We start from the raw sequence: 22,009 nt of genomic DNA on the forward strand, positions 1-22,009 counted from the left end.
ATGTTTCTTTTTTCGTGTGACAGATGAGCGTACCGGCTCATAAAATTCTGGAATATCCTCAGCCTTTAATGGAACCAGCCATGATGCCGGCATCAAAATACTTCTGGAAGAAGGGATACATCACCAGCAGCGGCAGGCTGGAAATAATAATGGTTGCATATTTGAGCAGCTCTGCCATCTTTGCACGTTCGGCAGTACTTTGGATATCTGCGATCATACCGGATTCCGGCTGGCTCTGGATCAGGATGGAACGCAGCACCAGCTGCAGCGGCTGCTTCGATGCGCTGTTCAGGTAGATCATGGCGTCAAAGTAGCTGTTCCACATTGCCACGAACTGCCACAGAGCCAGAACTGCCACCACCGGCATACAGACGGGCAGCAGGATCTTGAAGAAGTAAAGCATCTCGCTGGCTCCATCCACATCCGCAGCTTCACGCAGCTCACGCGGGATGCCTTGATAATAGGTACGGGCAATGATCATGTTCCACACGCTGAATGCTCCCGGCAGAATGACCGCCCACATGGAATCCAGCAGACCCAGATTGTTGATGAGCAGGTAGGTGGGGATCAGACCGCCGCTGAAAAACATCGTGATCACAAACAAGGTGTTGAAGATATTTTTGCCCTTGAAGTCCGGCAGCGACATGGGATAAGCGGCAAGCATCGTCACAGCTACCGAGATGATGGTGAAGATGATCGAGTAAAGTACTGCGTTCTTGAAGCCGACCCAGATCTGCTTGTCCGAAACGACACGCTGGTAAGCATCCAGACTCCACTTGCTGAAATCAAAGGAGATGCCCTTGTTTTGCAGAGTGACCGGATCCATAAAGGACGCGATGACGATGTAGATCATCGGAATGATGATCGCCAGCAGGAACACGCCCAGAAGTGCGTAGCCGCAGTACAGGATGATCTTATCTTGTCTGGTGTAGAGGGCCATTTTTGATTTTTTCTGTTTTGCCATGGTAAACCCCTCCTTACAAGCCCTTGCCATCGTTCATTTTGGCAACGACCTTGTTCACTGCGATCAGCAGGATGACATTGACAACGGTGTTGAACAGACCGACTGCCGTGGAAAAGCTGTAATCGCCGTCCAACAGGCCCTTTTTATAAACATACGTTGCAATGATCTCGGCAGTGTTCAGGTTCAGGTCAGTTTGCAGGGCATAGGCTTTTTCAAAACCGATGCTCATGATATTGCCTGCCTGCAGGATAAACTGAATAACGACCATATCCTTAATGGCGGGCCACTCCACCGTCATGATCTGCTGGATCAGGTTTGCGCCGTCGATCATCGCAGCTTCCTTCAGATCTTTGCTGGCGTTAGAAAGGGATGCGGTGTACATGATGGATGCCCAGCCGGCACCCTGCCAGATGCCGCTGATGATGTAGATGGGGCGGAACGCTTCCGGCAGCGTCATGAAGTTGATGCTGGTGTGAAGCAGGCCGTTCACCGGACCGGTGACACTCAGCAGCACCCGGACGATACCGCACAGCACGATGACCGAGATGAAGTTGGGCATATACAGCACCAGCTGCACCTTCTGCTTGATCTTCTTGCTCTCGATACGGTTGAGCAGGAATGCCAGCAGGATAGGGATCGGGAAGCCCCACAGCAGACCATAGACGCTCAGCTTCAGGGTGTTGATCAGATAGCGCTGGAAGTCCGGCGAGGACATGAAGCGGGTAAAGTTTTTGAAGCCTACCCACTCGCTGCCCCAGATGCCCTTGAAGGGATTGTACTTCTGGAATGCGATCAGCACACCGCCCATGGGAGCGTACTTGAACACCAGCGTCAGCACCACGGCAGGCAGCAGGAACAACAGGTAAAGCTGCCAATGCCGTTTGATGTAGACCCACGTGTTGTGCAGCTTGCGTTCTGCCGTCAACACAGCCGTTTCCGGCGAGGCTGTCTTTGCTTTCATGAATCATTCTCCTCCTTTTGATTTGTTTGCCGCTTGATCAGTGTTTTACATTTGCACCTTTGAATTTTACGTTTTTTTCATTTCGATTGTGCAAATGTAAAATTCTCTAATTCATTTATACCACGCAAACAAGCGAATGTCAATGATAATTCATGGGATACATAAAGAAATACTGTGCATTTGTACAGGTGCACAAATTCGAAAGTGCGTAAATATGCAAAATGATGATTTGCATTTTTACATTTGACTAATTTGTGCATTTGCACTATACTGGAGTCATAAAGAATACGAACCGTCACCAGACTTTATCTATAAAAGGATATCTGCCCCTATATTATAAAGAAAGAGGATGACTTATGGCAACCAAAGTCACCATTCAGGATATTGCCGACGAACTGCAGCTTTCCCGCAACACAGTTTCAAAGGCCATCAACAACACCGGTGTGCTGGCAGATGCCACACGGGAGAAGATCCTGCGCAAAGCCGCCGAAATGGGCTATAAGCAGTTTGCCTATCTGCCGCTGTTTCAGGAAAACGCCGCAAAAGCAGCAGAGCCTTTCATTCTGCCGAGTGACAAACGGGAGATTGCCATGCTAACGACCCGGTTTCTGAACAACTCTCACTTTTCCTCCATGATGCTGGATCGTTTCCAGTCGGAAATCGACCATCTGCACAGCTGCATGACCATTCATCGCATTTCTCCCATGGAGCTGGAAGAGAAAATACTTCCATCTTCTCTCAACATCCAGCACACAGCCGGCATCATCTGCTTTGAAGTATTCGACTATGACTACGCACAGATGCTGTGCGATCTGGATGTTCCGCTGCTGTTTGTAGACACCCCTGTGATGGATATGCGTCCTCCTCTTAAAGCCGACCGCCTTTATATGGAAAACCGCATTGAGATCCAGCATGCAGTGGCCCACATGGTCCAGCGCGGCAAAAAACGCATCAGCTTTGCGGGGGATAAAAACCACTGTCAGTCCTTCTTTGAGCGTTATATGGCTTATAAGGATGCAGTGGAGCACTTTGGTCTGACAGAAGGCCTGAGCACCTGTGCGATGCCATCTGGACAGCAGAACTATCCGGCATCCCTGTACGAAACCATACGTCGGTCCAAAACGATGCCGGATGCCTTTATCTGCGCCAATGACTTTGTTGCCATGGATCTGGTCAAGGCATTGAATGAGCTGGGGTATTCGGTTCCCGATGATATCTGGGTCTGCGGCTTCGATGACAGTCAGGAGGCTTCCTACTTTGTCCCCCGTCTGACTTCGATCCATATCCATGGACAGATCATGGGCTACACCGCCGCCAATCTGCTTATGACCCGCATCGAAGAGCCATTGCTGAACTATCGCACCGTCTATACGGAAACCAACCTGATCCTGCGCGAATCCACAGGAGATTGAGCGAAAGGAGAACCCCCATGCGTGACCTGTGCAATACGGACAAGCCGCTGTTTGCTGTGCTGACGAAATTGACTTACAGTGCTTACCTGAACATCTTATGGCTCGTGTGCAGCCTGCCCATCGTTACCATAGGGGCTTCTACGACCGCACTGTTCTACGTCACGCTCAAAATGGCGGAAGATCGGGACGATGGTCTGACCCGGATGTTTTTTAAGGCGTTCCGGGAAAATTTTAAGCCTGCCACAAAACTCTGGCTTATCCTGCTGGCAGTCGGCAGTTTCCTGGCTGCGGATGGCTTTGTGCTGCGCCGAATGTGGAGCGAAAACATTTTCTGGACGCTGCTCACTGCAGTGCTTATTGGTGCGGCAGTTCTGTACGGCATCGTTCTGCTGTATGCCTTTCCCCTGCTGGCACGCTTTGAAAACACCACCTTCGGCATTCTGAAAACAGCGTTTCTCGTGGGTGTCCGGTATTTGTTCTGTACCCTGCTGATGGCGGCGATCTATGGCATTATGGGGTACGTCATCGTGTTTGTGTTCACGCCTGCATTCCTGCTGGGCATGGGCTTCTGCGCCATGATCTGCTCCTTTCTGATGCTTCGGATCCTCTATCTGATCGGTGGAGACCCTGACGCAGTACACGAGGAATACGACCATGACAAAAACTGACCGGGATACGCTCCGCTCCCTCCATGGGTACAAAAAGTGGGAGCACATCTGGGCATATTACAAGTTGCCCATTGCGATCGTGCTCATCGTCGTCTATATCCTTGGCTATACAGCCTACCGCCATGTGACGAAAAAAGAGGATGTGCTTTACCTTGGTCTGGTAAATATCACTGCCGGGTCTGATCTGACGGAACAGCTTACCACCGGCTTTGCCGAGGCGCAGGATCTGACCAAAAAGCAACAGGTCGATCTGCTGTCCGGCTTGCTGCTCAGCGAGAGCGAACGCGCAGAGGAGCAGTATGTATATGCTTCGGAGATGAAGCTGCTGGGTGCAGTCAGTGCCCAGCGGTTAGATGTTGTTCTGATGGACGAATATGCACGGGATCGACTGTTGGCAGATGATTATTTTCTCGATCTGCGGACGCTGGATCCGTCTTTCCATGCACTGTCGGGTCTGAACGCTGGTGGGACCGTGCTGGATATTTCGGATACGCCGTTTGTCAGGCAGGCAGGTTTTTCTGGCAGAGTCTATCTTGGGGTGGTGCAGAATGCACCGCACCCGGAGCGTGCAGCCGCTTACATTCATTATCTGTTCCAACGGTGATCGTTGGGTTTCACATCAAGAATAAGGAGAATTATCATGGACATTGTAACGATTGGTGAAGTTTTGATCGACCTGACCCAGACCGGCAAGGATGCGCGCGGCATCCCTCAATTTGCCGCAAACCCCGGCGGTGCCCCGGCAAATCTGGCGGTGGCTGCTTCCAGACTGGGCGCACAGACTGCCTTTATCGGCAAGGTAGGTGCGGATGCCTTTGGCCGCTACCTGAAAGAGGTTCTGGCAGAAAACAAGGTAGACGTCTCCGGCATGGCGGTGGATGCAGACCACCCCACCACCATGGCGGTGGTCTCGGTGGATGCTGCCGGCGAGCGGGATTTCAGCTTCTACCGCAGTGCCAACGCTGACGTGATGCTGTGCAAAGAGGATATTTCGGACGAGGCTCTGAAGGCTGCCAAAATCGTCCACTTCGGTTCTGTCAGCCTGACCGCTGACCCCTCCCGCACTGCCACGCTGGATGCTGCCGCCCGCGCCAAAAAGCTGGGTGCTACCATCACCTACGACCCCAATTACCGTGCCAACCTCTGGAAGAACAAAGAGGAAGCCATTGCCCAGATGAAGGCTCCCCTGCCGCTGGTGGATATTCTGAAAGTGTCCGATGAGGAGCTGCCCCTGCTCACCGGAACCACTGACTGCGAAAGCGGCACGGCACAACTGGCACAGAACGGCATCCGGCTGATTTTTGTCACCTTAGGTGCAAACGGCGTATTCTACCGCTTTGGAGACAAGACCGGCCATGTGGCTGGCGTCCCCTGCAAGGTGGGCGACACCAACGGCGCAGGCGATACCTTCTTTGGGGCTGCCCTGTCCAAGCTCTGCAAGGAGGAGCTGGACACCCTGACGGTGGACAAGCTGGAAAACATTCTGGCCTTTGCCAACAAGGCAGCCAGCATCACCACCAGCCGCCATGGTGCCATCCCCGCTATGCCCACCCTTGCAGAAGTGGAGGGCTGAACCATGGCAGCAAAACAGGAATTTGAGTCCCGATTTGCCAAGCACAAGGACGAGCTGGAATGGCTGTTCATGGAACTGTACCACAACCGGGAAGGGCTGGAGGTTCTGGAGCGGGAGATGGCAGAAGCCTACAACGCCCGCAGCGCCGAGCTGAAAGCACTGGACAAGGCACGCTCTGCCGACCCGGAGTGGTACAAGCGGGGCAATATGTTCGGCATGACCATGTACACCGACCTCTTTGCCGGAAATCTGAAAGAACTGGCAAAGAAGCTGCCCTACCTCAAGGAGCAAAAGCTGACCTATCTGCACCTGATGCCCCTGCTGCAGATGCCTCATCCCCACAACGACGGCGGCTATGCGGTGGAGGATTTCGATACCGTAGACCCGGCCCTTGGCACCAACAAGGATCTGGAAAACCTGACCCGTGAACTGCGCAAGGCGGGCATCAGCCTGTGTCTGGATTTTGTCATGAACCACACCGCCAGCACCCACCGCTGGGCGATGGCGGCAAAGGCGGGCGACCCGTGGTTTCAGGCCTATTACCACCTCTACGAGGACCGCACCATCCCCGACCAGTACGAGCAGACCGTGCCGCAGGTGTTTCCCAACACTGCACCCGGCAACTTTACATGGTGTGAGGAGATGCACAAGTGGGTGCTGACCACCTTCCACGATTATCAGTGGGATCTGAACTATGCAAACCCGGCAGTGTTCGTGGACATGACCAAGAGCATCCTGCACCTTGCAAATCTCGGTGTGGAAGTGTTCCGCATTGATGCAGTGCCCTACATCTGGAAGCAGCTGGGCACCACCTGCCGCAATCTGCCCCAGGTACACACCATCGTGCGGATGCTCCGCATGGTGCTGGAATGCGTCTGCCCGGCGGTCATCCTCAAGGGCGAGGTGGTCATGGCTCCCAAGGAGCTGGCGGCTTATTTCGGTACCCCGGAAAAGCCGGAATGCCATATGCTCTACAACGTATCCACCATGGTCAACCTGTGGGGTGCCCTTGCCAGCCGGGACACCCGGCTGCTGAAGGCTCAACTGGATGCCCTCCACGCCCTGCCGGACAACTGCTGGTTCGTGAACTATCTGCGCTGCCACGATGACATCGGCTGGGGTCTGGACGAGGCGGTGGAAAACCGGCTGGGCATTGATCCGCAAAAGCACAAGGAATACCTGTACCATTTCTACGAGGGCAATTTCCCCGGCAGCTGGGCAAAGGGTGAGCTGTACAACTACGACCCCGCCACCGGCGACGCCCGGAGCTGCGGCACCACCGCCAGCCTGTGCGGCGTGGAGCAGGCACTGGAAAAGGACGATAAGACCGCACTGGACTATGCGGTGAAGCGTGATCTGCTGCTGCACACTGCTATGGCGTTCTTGCAGGGTTTCCCCATGCTGAACTGTGGCGATGAGATCGCGCAGCTCAACGGCTGGGACTACAAAAACGACCCCGACCGTGTGGAGGACAGCCGCAATCTGCATCGCAGCAAATTCAACTGGGAGGATGCAAAGCAGCGCACCCAAAAAGGCACGCTGCAGAACCAGCTGTGGCAGGGCATGGAGCAGCTGCGCCAAATGCGGGCAGACCCCTGCTTTGCCCCGGATGCGTGGGTGACCACATGGGACAGCCACAACCCCGGTGTGCTGGCGCTGGTACGCAAGCGCGGCGAGGAAACGCTGGTGGGACTGTTCAACTTTACCGAGTACCCGGCAGGGGCAAGTTTGGACGCGCTGGGCGGCAGATATCACACCCCGGAGGGCGCTTCCGTCTGGCTGGCAGATGTGGAGCTGGAGCCGTATCAGGCGCTGCTGGTAAAAAATAAATAAGCAAAAACCAGAACTGCAGGCTGAATCAGCGATGCAGTTCTGGTTTTTTGTGGTTCTTTTTAATGTGTCACAGTCACGGATCTGTTGCTTGCAGCACGCAGGCACAATACCCCGGCTCCGGCTGGTAACAATGGATGGTCAGGTATTTATCCACCTCCGGGCTGTAATCGTGAAGAGTGTGCTTTGTGCCGTTCAACGCCACATCTGCATACGATACCAGCCACTTTTTATCGCCATTGGGGAACACCTTGTAAAAAGAGCGATCCAGCATTTCTTCCACTGGCACACCCTCGATATTTGCCATTTCTGCGTTGCAGTAGCGGAAGATGAAATCCACGCCATGCCCATCCTCATTAAAGACCAACTCAATGACGCAGAACGCCAGCGGCATATCGTCCAGCAGGCTGCATTTTTCCAGCAGGCTCATGTTCATGGAGTGGGGCTGTGTGTCTGCCACCCCAATCTCCGCACGCAGGCGGCGATGGTCGCGCATCCCACGCTTGCGTCCCTGAAAGGTGCGCCCGTCGGACATGGTATAGACCCCATCGTTGCTGATATTTACGATCTGGCTGCGGCACACTGCGATCCCTTTGCTGATGTTCAGAAACCGATCTTCCGGCAAAACGGACAAGACACTGTGCAGCGGAGCATACAGCGCAGCTTCCTCCCCATCCATGCGGTGAACGACCGTTTTGCGGTCGTTACGGTAAAGATACAAGATGTTTTCTGGGCAAAGGTCATTTTTCTGAAACCACTCATGCAGATCATTCATCGCCGTACTCCTTTGTCAGTTGGATATGTTTAGTATAGCATACCTCCGTGCAGAGCACAAGAACAGCTTGATTAAAATTCACTTCAACGGAGTTTTCACCAATTTACATCGAGTATTTTTGTCAACATTCACGTTTTTAATGTCGAAAGTGCAGAAGCCGTTGACTTTCAGGCATTTTCTGTGTATTCTGTAACATAGAAGGTCAAATGGTTTTTCGCAAGATGTATGAAGCACATCAAACGAGAGGTCTGACAGGAGAGCTTCCACTATGAAAATGGCTCGCCGAGATTTTCTGAATGTTTCCACTGCGGCTGCGGTGGTATGCGCAACCGCGCTTCTTCCTGTGGAGAAAGCCGCAGCAGCACAACAAATGATGGCGGCGCAGGAACTTCTGGAACAGGCGTATCTGTACGCCTTTCCACTGGTTCTGATGGATGCGACCCGAAAGGTTTCAACCCACACAGAAACACCGAACAGTACCCGTGCGCCGATCAACCAGTTCTGCCACACGGAAAAGCTGGCAGACGCCCACGGTCTGTGTAAAATAAATCCAGATATAAAGGAGGCAAACCACCATGAAGATGACCCGCAGAAACTTTCTTTCCACTTCAGCGGTTGCGGCGTTAGCCTGCGGCGCATCCCTGACCGCGCACGCAGCAGGCAGTACCGATGAAAACAGTCTGAACTTTATCACAGACATTTTCAAGGACCCCACCCAACCGGGCGAGATCGAAGAGGCAACTGCTATCACGGCAGAAAAGAACGCCGAATGGTATGAAAAGCTGGATTTTTCCGACCGGCGGGAACTTGACAATGCAGCACGCGGCCTGCTGGACAATCAGGAAGGCAGGGTCATCTACAACGATGACGGAACAACGGCATGGGATCTGCAAGGCTATGGGGATCTGGACCGTGATGCGCCGGATACGGTCAACCCGAGCCTGTGGCGGAATACCCAGCTCAATGCCAAAGCCGGTCTGTTTGAAGTATGTGACGGCATCTATCAGGTGCGTGGCTTTGATATGGCCAATGCGACCTTCATCCGCACCAACAACGGCTGGATCATTTTTGATGTCCTGATGTGCAAAGAAAATATGCAGGCAGCAAAAGCGCTGATGGAAAATCGGTTCGGACCGCTGGATGTCAAAGCTGTGCTGTACAGTCATAGCCATGTGGATCACTTTGGCGGCGCAGAGGGTGCGATTGACCGGAACGATGTAGCGGACCCCAGCCTTTCCATCGACAAACAGCTTGCCTCGGGCAAAACGGTCATCCTTGCACCGGAAGGATTTTTGAAACACGCCATCAGCGAAAATGTCTATGCCGGCATTGCAATGGCCCGGCGTGCGCAGTATCAGTATGGTACGGTGCTGGAAAAAGGGGAGAAAGGAGCACTCTCCATCGGCATCGGCATGGGACAGTCTACCGGTCAGGTGAGCCTCATTGCACCGACCTATGAGATCGGGGAAGATGTTCCAAAGCTGACCATCGACGGACTGGAGATCGAATTTCAACTAACCCCCGGCACCGAAGCCCCTGCCGAAATGAACGCCTATTTCCCGAAGTACCGTGCCCTCTGGATGGCCGAAAACTGCACCGGCACCCTGCACAACCTCTACACCCTGCGTGGCGCACAGGTGCGGGATGCCAACGATTGGGCGAAGTACATCATCGAGGCTGACCAGCGCTTCTGTGACAAGACCGACGTGGTGTTCCAGAGCCACAACTGGCCGCACTGGGGCGAGGAGATCCATGAATATCTGCTGAATACGGCAGCCATCTATAAGTTTATCCACGACCAGACCCTGCATTACATGAATCAGGGCTATACCTCCAACGAGATCGCCGCCATGATCTCGCTGCCGGATGCCCTCGAAAAAGTCTGGTATACCCGCCAGTATTACGGCACGCTGCCGCATAACGCCAAAGCCATCTACCAGAAGTATCTGGGCTGGTACGATGCGAACCCGGTCAATCTGGACCCGCTCCCGCCCAGCGATGCCGCTAAGAAGCTTGTAGAATATCTGGGCAGCACGGAGCTGGTGCTCTGCAAGGCAAAAAAGGACTATGCAAAGGGCGAATATCAGTGGGTGGCACAGATCACCAAGGAGCTGGTCTTTGCAGACCCGTCCAACCAGAAGGCACGCAACCTGTGCGCCGATGCGCTGGAGCAGTTGGGTTATCGGGCGGAATCCGGTGCGTGGCGCAACGCCTACCTGATGGGTGCGGCGGAACTGCGGAACGGCAATCTGTCTGGGCGGGCCCGCACGGCGAATGGTCTCACCAACAGTATGCGAGCAATGACGGTTTCCATGCTGTTGGATTATATCGCCATCCTGACGGATGCCAACGCTGCACAGAATGATGACCTGACCCTGAATCTGACCGTAACGGATGAGAATGAGCAGTTCTATGTCACCCGCAAGAACGGCGTGCTGCTGACCTATCCTGGCGAGAATCGCCCGGATGCGCAGGCGTCCGTTACTTGTCGGCGGCTTCAGTTGTTTGCTCTGATGACCGGTCAGCAGGCAGGTCAAGTCCAGATCAGCGGCGATGCCACAGTCCTGAAACGCCTGCTGGCGTATGCCTCCAAGTTTGAAAAGACCTTCAATGTGATCGAGCCGTAAAAACGGCTTCTGATCTCGGGATATGTCAAGAGGGCTGTTGCAAAATAGCCCAAACGAAAAAAATGAGATAGACTTCCCCGAAAGGGGTTGCCTATCTCATTTTTATTGTAAGCTGAAACTGCAATGAACCAACTACAGCATGAACAGTATACAGGAAAGGGCGGCATAGCGGTTGGCACTGCCCTCTGCCTTGGCCACAAGAACGCATTCGCCCTCTTCCACCACTGTTCCGGCGTAGACGGTGGCACCGGTGGTCTTGCGTACTGGCATAGATTCTCCGGTGCGGGCGGCTTGGTTCACCATGGCTTCGCTCTCCAGTACCATGCCGTCCAGCGGTATCGGCAGCATGGAGATGCAGAAACTCAAGCCCTACCACATGGAAAACCTCTACACGACCCTGAGCAAAACGCCCTGCGGTTCGTATGTCGAGGGAAAGAAGCAGGAACTGACCGAAAAGCAGAAGCAGCGGTTTCTATCCGGCACCACCATCCATGAGGTGCATCGGCTGCTGGGTACAGCGTTCCAGTATGCCGTAGAGTGGAGCATCCTTGTCAAAAGCCTTGTTCCCGTGGACAGCCCCAAGAAGTCCACGCAGGAGCGTACCATCTGGACGGTAGAGGAGATGCGAACGGCTCTGGACAGCATGGAGGACCCTATCCTGCATCTGGCAGTCCACCTCGCGCACTCATATCCGAACTTTTCTCCGCTTTCACAGCTTCCCCGAAAGCGACCGTTTCTGTACCTTCCTTATAGTTAAAGGTAATAAGTACCTTATCATCGTAGAGATAGATGGCATTGATGAAGGTATCCACCAGTGCCTGCCGCTGCTCCGGCTGGGTCATATCCAGCTTGCGGAAGCGAAGCAGCCAAAAGCGGACGAACTCCTCTTTCATCTTTGGCTTAGCCAGCCGTTCCTCTGCAATGCGGGCTTGCAGTTTTTTTCGCTGATCTTCCAGAGCTTCCAGCCGTTCCTTGGTAGAGCTGGTCAGAATGCCCATCTGGATGGCATTCAGCATATTGGTGATGCCAACTTCCGTTTCTTTCAACTGCTTTTCATAGATGGGCAAATCCGTGCTTTCCTGATTTTGCAATTCCATGACTTTGGCAATGATAGCATTCATGGAAGCGTCATCTTCCACCAGTTTCATGGTCTCGTTGACAACCAGATCTTCCAGCCACTGTTTCCGCACGGCCTTTTTATCGCAGGTCTTTTTCTTCTTGGCAGCAGCACACTTATAATAGGTGTACATCTTCCCGGTGTGGCTGACACCGCTTTCTCCGAACATCAGCGCACCGCACTTGCCGCAGTACAGCTTGGTGGTGAGCAGATAGCTTTCCTCTGCCTTATGACGGGCAGGGGCCTTTTTATTTTTCGCCAGCTTTTCCTGCACCTTGTTGAACAGGTTCGCGTTTGCGCAGCGAAGCGGAGCAATGAAAGCCCCAGTGGAGCTTTTAAGCGACAGAATGGTCTTGCGTAGCAAGATGGAGGGGCCTTGCCCCGACAAGTTCACCTGACCCAGTGCCGGGATCGCATTGGGCTGTACCACATCCCGCAAACGCAATTCGCCGATGTACCGGCGATTACTCAGCATCCGCTGAATCGTATTGTAGGACATCTCCCCGCCCATCGAATTTTTGATGTTGTGTGCCTTTAACCAATCCCGCAGGTCGGTCATCAAAGATGCCACGATCACTGTCCTTAATCATCTGCTGGAACTGCGGGCGATTATCCGTTTTTTAACCGAATGCAATACTTTTTTCAAATAAAAGCTGCTCTCATTCTCAGATCGTCCAATTCTGGCTTGCCGATTGCAGATCCACCATGTGGGTGTACAGTCCCTTCCGGGCGTACAGCTCTGCCGGGCTGCCCTGCTCGGCCACGATGCCGCCCGACAGCACCACCACCTGATCCGCACCGGCTACGGTGCGCATCCTGTGGGCGATGATGAGGACGGTTTTGTTTTTTATGAGTCGGGATAGTGCCTCCTGAATGGCAGTTTCGTTTTCCACATCCAAGCTGGCGGTGGCCTCGTCCAGCAGGATGATAGGCGCATCCTTCAGAAAAGCACGGGCGATGGAAATGCGCTGACGCTCGCCGCCGGAAAGGGCGCAGCCGTTCTCGCCGATGTTGGTGTTCCACTTGTCCGGCAGCTTTTCGACAAATTCATCACAGTTTGCCAGTTTTGCCGCCGCCAGAACCTCTTCGTCCGTTGCACCTTTGCGGCCCAGACGGATGTTTTCGAGAATCGTGTTGTCAAACAGCGTCACATCCTGAAAAACGATGGAATACAGGCTCATGAGCTTTTCCGGGTCAATTTTGGAAATATCCATGCCGCCCACGGTAATACAGCCCTTCTGATTGTCCCAGAATCGAGCGGCCAGACGGGAAACGGTAGTTTTACCGCCGCCGGAGGGTCCGACCAGTGCAGTGACCTCGCCTTGCTTTGCCGTAAAGGAAACGTCTTTCAGCACTGTCTCACCGGAGTTGTAGGCAAAACCCACATGATCAAACACGATGTCGCAGCCCTGATTGGTCATCGTTTCGCTGCCGGTCTGGACTGGGTATTCCAGAATCTCATTCATCCGGCCCACGTTGGTGCGCATGGCAATGACGGCTGCCAGATTCTGCAAAGCCCCCTGCATGGGGTCGTACATCCGGGATGCCGCCATCAGGAACAGAAACAGGGTCAGTACATCGATGCTGCCCTGCACCAGCAGCACCGAACCGGTGAGCGCCACCGACGCAATACCCAGCTTGAGCACCATGCCGGCGGAGGACACAAACAGCGCTGTTTCCAGCTCTGCCACAATAGACTGCTTTTCCACTGCCCGAATTTTGTCGGAAAGGCCAGACAGATACCGCTGCTCCGCATTGCTGGCTTTCAGGTCCCGGAGAGTCTCGATGTACTCCTGAATGCCGTCCGCACAGGCCATTTTCGCAGCCATGGTCCTGGCCTGCACCTTATCCTGTACCCGATAGCTGCCCACCACGATGGCAGCGGATACCGGAATGACCCACAGAGCCGCCAGTGCCATCCGCCACTCAAAGGCGAACAGGCTCAGGGCAATGAGCACCGTGGAAATGAGGGAGCCGAACAGACCGGGGATGAAGTGGGAGCAGTCCTTTTCCAGTACCTCGCAGTCTGCCATGATGGTGCTGGTCAGGTCGGCAAGGTCTCGCTTGCCGAAAAAGGACAGAGGCAGCTTCCGCAGCCGCTCCGCAAGGGTCAGGCGGCGGGTGCCGCTCTCTTTGTAAGTGGTAAAATAGGTGCCGTTGTACTGGAACCATGTGGTCAGCAAAATCAGCACAAAGCAGGCAACGCATCCCAGCAGATAAAAGGTACTTCTCCCGCTCGTAGAGCCTGCCAGCAGGTCTTTTACCAGAAGATACAGCAGCCCGGTGGGCAGCATGAACGCCATGTTCTGGAACGCACAGGCCAGAACGCCCTTTACAAGCCCCTTTGCGCCCTCCGGGGAGCTGGCTGTGGCGTGTTGAATTTTTTCGATCATTCCTTACCCCTCCTTTGCGACCTTCCACTGCACCGAAGCCTGATACTCCTGCCACATCCGGGCAAACAGACCGTTCTGCGCACACAGCTCGTCCTTTGTGCCGGATTCTGCGATCTGCCCATCCCGCACCACATAGATGCAGTCGGCGTTGGCGACGGTGGACAGGCGGTGTGCGATCATCAGCACGGTTTTGCCCTTGGCAAGCTGAGCAAAGGCTGCCTGCACCTTTGCTTCATTGTCCGGGTCGGCAAAAGCGGTGGCCTCGTCAAGCAGCAGGATGGGCGCATTTTTCAGCATGGCGCGGGCAATGGCAATGCGCTGCTGCTCGCCGCCGGACAGATACACGCCTTTTGTGCCAATGACGGTATGGATGCCCTCCGGGAACTTTTCCACGATATCCATGCACTGTGCAGCTTTCAGCGCCGCCAGCACCTCGGCTTCGGTGGCCTGCGCTCTGCCCAGCCGGACGTTGTCCAGAATGCTGCCCTTGAGCAGGCGGCTGTTCTGGAACACAAAGGAGATGGTGTCCATCAACTCTTCCTTGGGGATGTCCCGCACATCCGCTCCGCCCACCCGGACGCTGCCGCTCTGCACATCAAAGAACCGGCAAATCAGGTTTGCCAGTGTGGATTTGCCGCCGCCGGAGGGGCCAACGAAAGCCACCATCTGACCCGGCTGAATTTTCAGCGAAACGCCCTTGATAACATCCGTTTTGCCATCATAGCTGAAATGCACATCCTTCAGGGACACAGAGGCATCTTTCGGATGCCGCGGATGATCGTTTTCTGGCACAGGTTCCGCATCCAGAACCGAATCCACACGAGCCAACGCATCTGCCACAACGAGTTCATTTTCGCTCATGTACATGATGCGGGTCAGGGTCAGGGAGATCACCGGCGTGATGATGATATAGAACAGCAGGTTCAGCAGAAATTCCGTGGTCACGCCGTGGGTCGTGAACAGCAGCCCGCCCGCGATCAGAAAGGCGAACACACCGTTGACGGCGGCAGTATAGAGCATCATCGGCATCCGCAGCTCTTTGGTGTAGGCAATGACCCACTTTTCGTACTCATCAATGGTCGCTTTGAATTTTTTGAACGAAAAGACGGATTGCCCGAAGGTCTTGACTACCGGGATGCCGCGGACATACTCCACGGCCTCGTTAGACATTGATTCCAACGCATTACCGTATTGCCGCATTTTGTCTGCCATCCGCCTTCCTGTCATGGCGGACATGATGACGAAGCCCAGTGCCACCGGAACGAGACTCAGCAGACCCAGCCGCCAGTCGAACACAAGCAAAAGAACCAACAGACCTATGGGTGTTGCCATTGCATTATATTTGTCCGGCAGCTGATGGGCGAGAAATGTCTCCGCTGCGCCAGTACTCTCGTGGATGATCTTGCGCAGCTTACCGCTGCCAAACGTCTCCGTAAAGCCCAGCGGCAGTGTGGCAAGGTGTTCGGAAACCTCCAGCCGCAGATTGGCCGCCACCCGGAACGCCGACAGGTGGGAGCACATCAGCGCTGCAATGTAAATAAGGTAAGACAGCACTGCAAACAACACTGCCATCCAGCCGTAATGGGGGATGTTCACCGCCTGTGCATAGTCTGGCGCGGCGTTCAGCACATCCCGCAGGATCTTCCAGATGTACACAAAGGGCACCAGCGCCACCAGCGCACTGACTGCAGACAGCACCCACGAGGCATAGGTAAAATTTCGGTAGCTCCCGGCATAGTCCATCAGCCGGGAAAGATCGGACTGTTTTTTCACGAAAAGACCTCCTTCAAATAATTTTTATGCAAAAATGTGCCGTGGCGTTTTTGCTCCACAGCACATTCTGCGTATTAACCTGCTAGATTTTCAGTACAGAACAGCTCAATGCAGTTGTCGATCATAGTCTGGTCGCAATCCGTAGAAATGCCAGATGCCACCCAGTAAGCATATTCGCCTGCATCGTACTGGCTCAGAGTTTCTGCATCCGAACCATAGCGAAACTCAATGTGGTAGGTTTCCGCACTGGTGTCTGGCGCGAGGAAAAAGTAGGTGAACTCGCCGGAATCGGCATCATCACTTTCAAACTCATACAGTCCATGCACAGGCTCCATGCCAATGTAGTGATAGGTATGGGAGAACAGCACATTGCCGTCCTTATCGGTGCCGGAAATGGTAGAAGTTTCACCATCGAAGGTCAAGGTCGCAAGGCTATTGGTAAAGCCGCAGAAATAGGCTCCGCCGCCGTTGGCATACGCTTTGACTGCATCTTCGCCGTAAACATCACCTGTCACCATAGAGGACAGCTTCTCAAAAGCAGCTTCGGCATTGTCCTCGCCCACGAGAGCGGTACAATCATCCAGCCATGTCTGCTTATATTCGTCCGCCAGAATCACCGGCCACAGTTCCTGATAGCTGCCTGTTAGGTCGTTCAGCAACTGTGCAGCGGCAGCTTCGTTTTCATCCACAGCAGAAGAGGCGGTCTCTTCTACGGAAGAAACAGTGCTTTCTGCGGCAGAACTTGCAGAAACGGGAACAGAGCTCGCCGTGCCGCTGCTGCAGCCAACCAGAAGAGAAGCAGACAGAGCTAGCACAGCAGCTGCACTCAGAATTCTTTTCATCAAACGCATTATCAATTTCCTCCACAAAATCAGAACATCGGCGTTAGCTTCAACTAATCACGATACTGATTTTACTGGAACCGGACTTTCTGCGCAAGAACCAAATCGACAGAATCTATCCAATCGGACGCATCTTCCGATACTCCGTAGGCGTCATGCCGGCTGCTTCCCGAAATGCAGAAGAAAACTTATTCGGATTTTCGTACCCGACCCGATGGGCGATTTCAGCAACCGTGCAATCGGTTTCGAGTAGTAGCTTCTGTGCCAGCTGCAGCCGGTACTCTTTCTGATACGCATAGACCGAGCTTCCGTAAATGCCTTTGAAACAGCTTTTTAATGCCGTAGGCGAAAGGCCGACCTCCTGTGCAAGCTGTTCGATTGTACGGTGAACTGTCAGTTCCTGCGTGAGAAGAGCCGCAGCCTGCTTCACACACTCCACCTGATGCTGATTGAAATACTCTGTCTGCTGCACATCTTCCCTGTTTTTCAGCCGGGTCAGAATATGCAGCAACTCCAGCACTTTCAGCCGAAGATAGCCGGTGTCCGGCACAGAATGCGCTGTGTAAAGCTCTGAAAAAATATGGGCAATGGTCGGTTCTGACCGCAGGATACAGCAGCGGTTTTCCGTGCAGATGTACCGCCGTATGACATCAAGGTCTACGCCGTACCATTCCATTTGTTTCCGCATTTCCGGCGAAATCGCATCCAGATCCAGTAGGATGGTGATGCCGTGGTAGTGCCGCAGCGGAAAGCAGGAGGACGACTTTTTGCGCGCTGCTGCACACACCGCAAAATCCCCTGTTGCCAGATAGCAGCAGCTATTTGCCCCAAAACTGCACTCGTAACGCCCCACGCGGCAGTGGTTGATCTCAATGACATTCCGCATTGGTGCCGTGGCTTCCTCAAAGAATGCAAGGTGCATATCGTTATAATACAGCTCTGCACCCAAAAACAGTGGACAGATGGTCATACTCCCGCTCCCCGTTCCGTTGGAAAACACGACGGTGCGGGGCATCGCCGTGGAAGCAGTTTGCTCCGGGGAAAGATCAAAAAGTGATTTATACATAGCCATTCTCTTTTCCTGAAGATTCGCTTTTTCTTACTGATTCGCAGACGTGAACTGTCAAATTCCATTTCTCTGCAAAAATGTTTCCATCAAATCAAGATACCGTTCCGCCTGAACGATGAAGCCCACATGACCGCCCGGAACCGTGCGGATCTCTGCATCCAGTTTCCGGAACAGTTGTGCAAAACGGTTCTGATCTTCCTTTTTGAAAATGTCATTTTCCGGGAGAAGGATCAGTATCCTCCCCCGCAGATATTCAAAATCATTCGCTTGGAAAGGCGGGTAATCCTTCAGCATATATACACACCGGAAGCTATGGATGCACTTTCTGCAAAAAACACAGACAATTCAGCAATCGCCGTCAGCCTGCGAGGTGCGCAGAGTGCTTTTTCTCATACACCGCAGCCGCGATGCACCAGCGGATGAACGGTTTCGTTTCTTCTTTCTTCATTTTCTTCGCTTCCTGTACATCTATTTTATGGTTTTCATGCAAAAATCGCAGCGGTCATTTCCGCGCCCCAGCGTCATGCTTCTCTCCCAGATCAGCTTCGGATGCAGACCGGTATAGCTGATGTCGTCGCTGTCGCAAAAGCAGCGGCACAGCTCCGGGCAGCCGTATTCTGCGCAGGTGTCGTGATAGGGACACTTCATCATATCCACACGCCAGACGCCGTTGCCGGTCTGCAGCTCTTTTGGGGCAAAGCCCGCCGCCGGGCCAAAAACGCTCCGGGTGGATTTGACAAAAACGCCGGGAACAAGGCGGTAAAGCCCCGGTATGTGCAGCAGGGCGGCAAGCTGTTTGTGGCTTGTTCTCGCCAAGCGCTCCACATAGCCGTGAACGGTTTGCAGCGCCTTCTCTTTCGGCATGACCCGCTGCAAGGTCTCGTAGGCCGCAATGCCCGGTAAGATCTGCCGCTTGAGGTGGTACTGCTTTTCCTTGCTTGCATCTGCATTTTCAGCCAGCAGCGCACTCAGGCGCATATCGAAAGCGGTGTTTAGTTCCTTTGCCTGCGCGGGAAAGCGCAGTGCCACAGTCTCCCGGAAATCACGGGAAAGATAGGTTTCCTTCCTCTTCATCGTCCGTTACCCTTTCTTTTTGTACCCGCAGTCGCAGTAGGACCCACCGGAGGCAAGGGTGTACTGCCGCACAAAGTCGGTCACGCCGCCCGCTTCGCTCATGGTGTAGTCCAGACGGCACAAAGCAGGGGTCAGGTCGTACAGCCCCAGTTCCTTCATCAGCACACAGATGCCGCACTTGGTAAAGCGTCCCTCGTAGCCGCTGCCATCCGGGTATTCGTAAAACTCCATGTTCCACGAATAGGGGTTGCGGTCGGCGGCTTTCAGGGCGGCAGTGGCTTTCATAGCAGCAATATCCTTTGGGGTAAACTTGCTTTTTCCGCTCTTGCGGCAGAACCACTGCATGGGCTTTGTCATCATGGATCTTGCGTAGTAATCCGTCAGCCTGTCCACCTCTGGGCGTTGCGGCATGGAGAGAATGAACGCCCCGATCATAGCGCAGTTGACAAGATTCATTTTGAAGCGGTCGGCCTTTTCAAACTCCGGCAAACCAGCAATGATCTGCCGGTATTGCGGCTTTGCCTTTTTCGTGATGGCTCTTGCGGTGGCTGCATCATAGCCCAGCACAGCGGTCAGCTGCTTTTGAAAGGAGCCAGCAAACAGCGCCCACATTCCAAAGGGCATTCCGGCATATTTCATTGTCTGTCTCCAAATCCGATCTTCACGATCTGCATTTTCATCCCGTTGTCCCCGACCTTGGCGAGAAACCGGAAAAAGCCGCTGACAGAAGGATCTTTCAAATCGTTGTACCCCATCATATAGCCCCTGCTGGATACTTGCAAACGGCTGTCCCATAGGGAAAGCTCGCTTTTCGCATCCGAAACCGCGAAATATGCTCCCACATCCTTGATTTTCGCCGTCCTGAGCCACGTTTTGGCGATCATCTTTACCGCCGTACGGTTGGCGGCATCGAAGACCAGTACCCCGCCGGGAAAAACATCTGCCATCCCCTGCACCAGCGCCTTGACCTGCTGGGTCAGGAAGTAATAGAACACCCCGGAGGCAAAAAACACCGCCCCGCCGGAGGCATCGATCTTGTCAAACCATGCGGGGTCTTTCAGGTCGCAGGGGATGTTTTGCTCCCGCTCCCCGGCGGGCAGCAGCTGCTGACGCAAGGCAATCACATCCGGGAAGTCCAGATTGTATATCTTGCAGTTGCCGTTGTCGCAGGCTCTGCCGGTGTTATCCAGCCCACAGCCCAGGTTGACTACCGCCGCACAGGGGTGCGTTTTCAGGTATGCCTGCACCTCAAAGGCAAGGTCATTCTGCCGCATGGCAACCTCCAGCGCACCGAAACGCTGCATCAGGCTGCGGGAGTTTTTCTCTGCCTGCGAAAAATCGTAGTCGATCTGGTCGATCAGATGCACCGCCGTCTCGTCCCGGTAAAGATTCTGATACAGCTCTGTGCACAGCTTCCGGGAATACAGCGGGAGGATCAGCGTCTCCTGCACGGTGTTTTTCTCGATTTTGTATTTCATAGGTTCCTCCCTCAGTGAGTAAAAGCAGTCATCATTGCCGCCAGCACCGCCGCTATGACTGCCATGCCCACCGTGCCGAACAGCCACTTTTTCTGCTTGTCTTTTGCAGTAATGTAGGGCTTCAGATCTTCTGTTCCGGGGATCGTCCATGCGTTCGTGTGCCCCACCCAATAGCCGTCAACCAACAGGCGGTCCATGAGATTCATAACGGACAAGATGACGAGCAGCTGCCAGAAACCCTGAACAAAGCCCTTTGCACCGTTTATCCCATAGACACAGACCAGCACATAGCCGATATAGCCGGGAATGCAAACGGCTTTGAAAAGTAGAGAATTGCGCTTGATTTTCTCGTGTGTTGTAAGTCCCAGCTTCACGCACCGCTGCTGCACCGCCGGGCTATAAAGATGCACCATCCCAACAGCCCCTTTGCAGATGCCCACAGCACAGACAAGAACCAGCAAAGCCCCCAGCCCAAGACCTTCCAAAATCACCTGTAAAAGCATTACTTATTCCTCCTGTATCCGTTTTCATCCCGGTATTCGGGATGTTCCTTTACGTATGGATCCTTATCGCCGCAGATGGTATAGTCGCATCGGCAACCGTCCACGCAGGTGGTCGTCCGCACGAGCTTGGCATGGAGCAGTTCCATGGACGCATAGTCCACATTGCACAGGGCGGGCATAATGTCCGTAAATCCGAACCGCTTGGCAAATTCCGCCGCCGGGCACGCCGTAAATTCATAATAAATAGGCTTGTCGGTTTCATAAGGCGCAACCGACATCTCGTAATCGTGCCATTTGTCGCAGCCGCTTTTCGCACGAACAAACGCCTTGTACATCAGCTTCCTCCAGAACGGCTTGTTGCAGTCCACAAATTTCAGCTTGCGGAAAGTTGGAAGAATCAGTTTTTCCTCCATCTCTTCAATTTCACGGAATGTGGTCACATCCCGGCACACATCGTAATAGCACATAATGGCGATGCAGTCGTAGGTGCCGCCTACGCCGTTGTGAAAATTCTTTTTACCGCCGAGGTCGGTGCGCCACTTGGAAAGAAGCTCTGCGTATCTCAGCTGCACCTGCCCCCAGACAGCCTCGCGCTCCACCTCCGGATAGTGCAGAGTGATTTTCGCCAGAATTTCCTTTTTGCAGGGTTTGTCTTTGATGTCAACTCGGCCTATTTTGACAATCACGGCGGCTACGAGTTCGCCAAGCAGTTCTATGCGGATGCCTACAAAGCCGCGGTCCAGATCGTGGGCTGTGAGCAATATATCCTCTCTGCCGTCATGCACGCCGATGAGATCAACCGTGCCATGACCGAAGCATTAGGCCGTGAAGTCTACCACTATCATCTCCATGTGGTCTATGTGCCTGTGGTGAAAAAGCAGATCCTCTGGTCGAAACGCTGCAAGGACAAGGCACTGGTCGGCACAGTCAAGGAGACCGTCATGCAGGTC

The 22,009-nt window shown here is 53.8% G+C and carries 21 protein-coding genes and 3 pseudogenes; 9 read left to right on the forward strand and 15 right to left on the reverse strand.

What is annotated here, in order from left to right; genetic code table 11:
- Positions 1 to 58: 58 nt before the first annotated feature.
- Positions 59 to 994, reverse strand: a complete 936-nt coding sequence (locus LKD23_RS08750; protein WP_431834195.1) for a carbohydrate ABC transporter permease — start codon at positions 992 to 994, stop codon at positions 59 to 61.
- Positions 978 to 1,925, reverse strand: coding sequence for an ABC transporter permease (locus tag LKD23_RS08755; RefSeq protein ID WP_112114530.1), 948 nt, complete (start codon positions 1,923 to 1,925; stop codon positions 978 to 980). The genes LKD23_RS08750 and LKD23_RS08755 overlap by 17 nt, the downstream gene beginning before the upstream one ends.
- Before the next feature lie 356 nt (positions 1,926 to 2,281).
- Between LKD23_RS08755 and LKD23_RS08760 the strand changes: the two genes are divergently transcribed.
- From LKD23_RS08760 to LKD23_RS08780, 5 genes are read left to right on the forward strand one after another with little or no spacing between them, the layout of a single operon-like run.
- The gene (locus LKD23_RS08760; RefSeq protein WP_227621313.1) at positions 2,282 to 3,337 is read left to right on the forward strand and encodes a LacI family DNA-binding transcriptional regulator; all 1,056 of its coding nucleotides are present in this window, start codon (positions 2,282 to 2,284) and stop codon (positions 3,335 to 3,337) included.
- 17 nt (positions 3,338 to 3,354) lie between these two features.
- A complete protein-coding gene (locus LKD23_RS08765; protein ID WP_227621314.1) occupies positions 3,355 to 4,005 on the forward strand; it encodes a YesL family protein in 651 nt (216 codons plus the stop codon).
- A complete protein-coding gene (locus tag LKD23_RS08770; protein ID WP_227621315.1) occupies positions 3,992 to 4,609 on the forward strand; it encodes a hypothetical protein in 618 nt (205 codons plus the stop codon). The genes LKD23_RS08765 and LKD23_RS08770 overlap by 14 nt, the downstream gene beginning before the upstream one ends.
- A gap of 36 nt (positions 4,610 to 4,645) precedes the next feature.
- Positions 4,646 to 5,578 carry a carbohydrate kinase family protein gene (locus LKD23_RS08775; protein WP_227621316.1) on the forward strand — a complete coding sequence of 311 codons (933 nt, stop codon included), beginning with the start codon at positions 4,646 to 4,648 and terminating at the stop codon, positions 5,576 to 5,578.
- Positions 5,579 to 5,581: 3 nt separating this feature from the next.
- Positions 5,582 to 7,411: an amylosucrase gene (locus tag LKD23_RS08780; RefSeq protein WP_227621317.1), complete on the forward strand. Its 1,830-nt coding sequence runs from the start codon at positions 5,582 to 5,584 to the stop codon at positions 7,409 to 7,411.
- Between the two features lie 73 nt (positions 7,412 to 7,484).
- Here LKD23_RS08780 and LKD23_RS08785 read toward each other — a convergent pair whose 3' ends face one another.
- On the reverse strand, positions 7,485 to 8,183 hold the full coding sequence (locus tag LKD23_RS08785; protein ID WP_227621318.1) for a LytTR family transcriptional regulator DNA-binding domain-containing protein: 699 nt from the start codon (positions 8,181 to 8,183) through the stop codon (positions 7,485 to 7,487).
- Between the two features lie 268 nt (positions 8,184 to 8,451).
- Here LKD23_RS08785 and LKD23_RS08790 point away from each other — a divergent pair, with 268 nt between their 5' ends.
- Complete coding sequence (locus LKD23_RS08790) at positions 8,452 to 8,856, forward strand: hypothetical protein (RefSeq protein WP_227621319.1); 405 nt, start codon at positions 8,452 to 8,454, stop codon at positions 8,854 to 8,856.
- Positions 8,759 to 10,810 (forward strand): alkyl/aryl-sulfatase, encoded by a 2,052-nt coding sequence (locus tag LKD23_RS08795; protein WP_227621320.1) that lies wholly within the window; start codon positions 8,759 to 8,761, stop codon positions 10,808 to 10,810. Before LKD23_RS08790 ends, LKD23_RS08795 begins: the two co-directional genes overlap by 98 nt.
- Before the next feature lie 165 nt (positions 10,811 to 10,975).
- Here the strand turns inward: LKD23_RS08795 and LKD23_RS08800 are convergent.
- A pseudogene (locus LKD23_RS08800) lies at positions 10,976 to 11,149 on the reverse strand (P-type ATPase actuator domain-containing protein); the annotation flags it as partial.
- 7 nt (positions 11,150 to 11,156) lie between these two features.
- On the opposite strand from LKD23_RS08800, the gene LKD23_RS08805 reads away from it, so the two are divergent.
- On the forward strand, positions 11,157 to 11,567 hold the full coding sequence (locus LKD23_RS08805) for a hypothetical protein (protein WP_227621321.1): 411 nt from the start codon (positions 11,157 to 11,159) through the stop codon (positions 11,565 to 11,567).
- Here LKD23_RS08805 and LKD23_RS08810 read toward each other — a convergent pair.
- From LKD23_RS08810 to LKD23_RS08865, 11 genes and pseudogenes are all read right to left on the reverse strand, one after another.
- Positions 11,464 to 12,486, reverse strand: a pseudogene (locus tag LKD23_RS08810) (recombinase zinc beta ribbon domain-containing protein); the annotation flags it as partial. The gene LKD23_RS08805 and the pseudogene LKD23_RS08810 sit on opposite strands and share 104 nt — an antisense overlap.
- 106 nt (positions 12,487 to 12,592) lie before the next feature.
- Positions 12,593 to 14,320, reverse strand: a complete 1,728-nt coding sequence (locus tag LKD23_RS08820; RefSeq protein WP_227621322.1) for an ABC transporter ATP-binding protein — start codon at positions 14,318 to 14,320, stop codon at positions 12,593 to 12,595.
- 3 nt (positions 14,321 to 14,323) lie between these two features.
- Entirely contained in the window at positions 14,324 to 16,093 is a 1,770-nt protein-coding gene (locus LKD23_RS08825; protein WP_227621323.1) for an ABC transporter ATP-binding protein, read from the reverse strand.
- A gap of 74 nt (positions 16,094 to 16,167) precedes the next feature.
- Positions 16,168 to 16,935, reverse strand: a complete 768-nt coding sequence (locus LKD23_RS08830; protein ID WP_227621324.1) for a hypothetical protein — start codon at positions 16,933 to 16,935, stop codon at positions 16,168 to 16,170.
- Between the two features lie 115 nt (positions 16,936 to 17,050).
- On the reverse strand, positions 17,051 to 18,007 hold the full coding sequence (locus LKD23_RS08835; RefSeq protein ID WP_227621325.1) for a helix-turn-helix domain-containing protein: 957 nt from the start codon (positions 18,005 to 18,007) through the stop codon (positions 17,051 to 17,053).
- Between the two features lie 51 nt (positions 18,008 to 18,058).
- A complete protein-coding gene (locus LKD23_RS08840) occupies positions 18,059 to 18,298 on the reverse strand; it encodes an alpha/beta fold hydrolase family protein (protein WP_227621326.1) in 240 nt (79 codons plus the stop codon).
- A 174-nt stretch (positions 18,299 to 18,472) separates the two neighbouring features.
- A complete protein-coding gene (locus tag LKD23_RS08845) occupies positions 18,473 to 19,078 on the reverse strand; it encodes an L-2-amino-thiazoline-4-carboxylic acid hydrolase (protein WP_227621327.1) in 606 nt (201 codons plus the stop codon).
- A gap of 6 nt (positions 19,079 to 19,084) precedes the next feature.
- On the reverse strand, positions 19,085 to 19,717 hold the full coding sequence (locus LKD23_RS08850; protein ID WP_227621328.1) for an L-2-amino-thiazoline-4-carboxylic acid hydrolase: 633 nt from the start codon (positions 19,715 to 19,717) through the stop codon (positions 19,085 to 19,087).
- Positions 19,714 to 20,556 (reverse strand): class I SAM-dependent methyltransferase, encoded by an 843-nt coding sequence (locus tag LKD23_RS08855; RefSeq protein WP_227621329.1) that lies wholly within the window; start codon positions 20,554 to 20,556, stop codon positions 19,714 to 19,716. Before LKD23_RS08855 ends, LKD23_RS08850 begins: the two co-directional genes overlap by 4 nt.
- A gap of 11 nt (positions 20,557 to 20,567) precedes the next feature.
- Positions 20,568 to 21,059 (reverse strand): hypothetical protein, encoded by a 492-nt coding sequence (locus LKD23_RS08860; protein WP_227621330.1) that lies wholly within the window; start codon positions 21,057 to 21,059, stop codon positions 20,568 to 20,570.
- Positions 21,059 to 21,658, reverse strand: coding sequence for an L-2-amino-thiazoline-4-carboxylic acid hydrolase (locus LKD23_RS08865; RefSeq protein ID WP_227621331.1), 600 nt, complete (start codon positions 21,656 to 21,658; stop codon positions 21,059 to 21,061). Before LKD23_RS08865 ends, LKD23_RS08860 begins: the two co-directional genes overlap by 1 nt.
- A 39-nt stretch (positions 21,659 to 21,697) precedes the next feature.
- On the opposite strand from LKD23_RS08865, the pseudogene LKD23_RS08870 reads away from it, so the two are divergent.
- A pseudogene (locus LKD23_RS08870) lies at positions 21,698 to 22,009 on the forward strand (plasmid recombination protein); the annotation flags it as partial.

Origin of the sequence: Faecalibacterium butyricigenerans (assembly GCF_020687345.1) — a bacterium.
Classification (GTDB): Bacteria; Bacillota; Clostridia; order Oscillospirales; family Ruminococcaceae; genus Faecalibacterium; species Faecalibacterium butyricigenerans.

Excerpts from the sequence above, each read along its gene's own strand:
- LKD23_RS08820 (WP_227621322.1), bottom strand. The coding sequence starts at position 14,320 with ATGATCGAAAAAATTCAACACGCCACAGCCAGCTCCCCGGAGGGCGCA.
- LKD23_RS08845 (WP_227621327.1), bottom strand. The coding sequence starts at position 19,078 with ATGAAGAGGAAGGAAACCTATCTTTCCCGTGATTTCCGGGAGACTGTG.
- LKD23_RS08755 (WP_112114530.1), bottom strand. The coding sequence starts at position 1,925 with ATGAAAGCAAAGACAGCCTCGCCGGAAACGGCTGTGTTGACGGCAGAA.
- LKD23_RS08785 (WP_227621318.1), bottom strand. The coding sequence starts at position 8,183 with ATGAATGATCTGCATGAGTGGTTTCAGAAAAATGACCTTTGCCCAGAA.
- LKD23_RS08795 (WP_227621320.1), top strand. The coding sequence starts at position 8,759 with ATGAAGATGACCCGCAGAAACTTTCTTTCCACTTCAGCGGTTGCGGCG.
- LKD23_RS08855 (WP_227621329.1), bottom strand. The coding sequence starts at position 20,556 with ATGAAATACAAAATCGAGAAAAACACCGTGCAGGAGACGCTGATCCTC.
- LKD23_RS08830 (WP_227621324.1), bottom strand. The coding sequence starts at position 16,935 with ATGAAAAGAATTCTGAGTGCAGCTGCTGTGCTAGCTCTGTCTGCTTCT.
- LKD23_RS08840 (WP_227621326.1), bottom strand. The coding sequence starts at position 18,298 with ATGCTGAAGGATTACCCGCCTTTCCAAGCGAATGATTTTGAATATCTG.
- LKD23_RS08750 (WP_431834195.1), bottom strand. The coding sequence starts at position 994 with ATGGCAAGGGCTTGTAAGGAGGGGTTTACCATGGCAAAACAGAAAAAA.
- LKD23_RS08760 (WP_227621313.1), top strand. The coding sequence starts at position 2,282 with ATGGCAACCAAAGTCACCATTCAGGATATTGCCGACGAACTGCAGCTT.
- LKD23_RS08850 (WP_227621328.1), bottom strand. The coding sequence starts at position 19,717 with ATGAAATATGCCGGAATGCCCTTTGGAATGTGGGCGCTGTTTGCTGGC.
- LKD23_RS08780 (WP_227621317.1), top strand. The coding sequence starts at position 5,582 with ATGGCAGCAAAACAGGAATTTGAGTCCCGATTTGCCAAGCACAAGGAC.
- LKD23_RS08835 (WP_227621325.1), bottom strand. The coding sequence starts at position 18,007 with ATGGCTATGTATAAATCACTTTTTGATCTTTCCCCGGAGCAAACTGCT.
- LKD23_RS08770 (WP_227621315.1), top strand. The coding sequence starts at position 3,992 with ATGACAAAAACTGACCGGGATACGCTCCGCTCCCTCCATGGGTACAAA.
- LKD23_RS08765 (WP_227621314.1), top strand. The coding sequence starts at position 3,355 with ATGCGTGACCTGTGCAATACGGACAAGCCGCTGTTTGCTGTGCTGACG.
- LKD23_RS08860 (WP_227621330.1), bottom strand. The coding sequence starts at position 21,059 with ATGCTTTTACAGGTGATTTTGGAAGGTCTTGGGCTGGGGGCTTTGCTG.
- LKD23_RS08790 (WP_227621319.1), top strand. The coding sequence starts at position 8,452 with ATGAAAATGGCTCGCCGAGATTTTCTGAATGTTTCCACTGCGGCTGCG.
- LKD23_RS08775 (WP_227621316.1), top strand. The coding sequence starts at position 4,646 with ATGGACATTGTAACGATTGGTGAAGTTTTGATCGACCTGACCCAGACC.
- LKD23_RS08805 (WP_227621321.1), top strand. The coding sequence starts at position 11,157 with ATGGAGATGCAGAAACTCAAGCCCTACCACATGGAAAACCTCTACACG.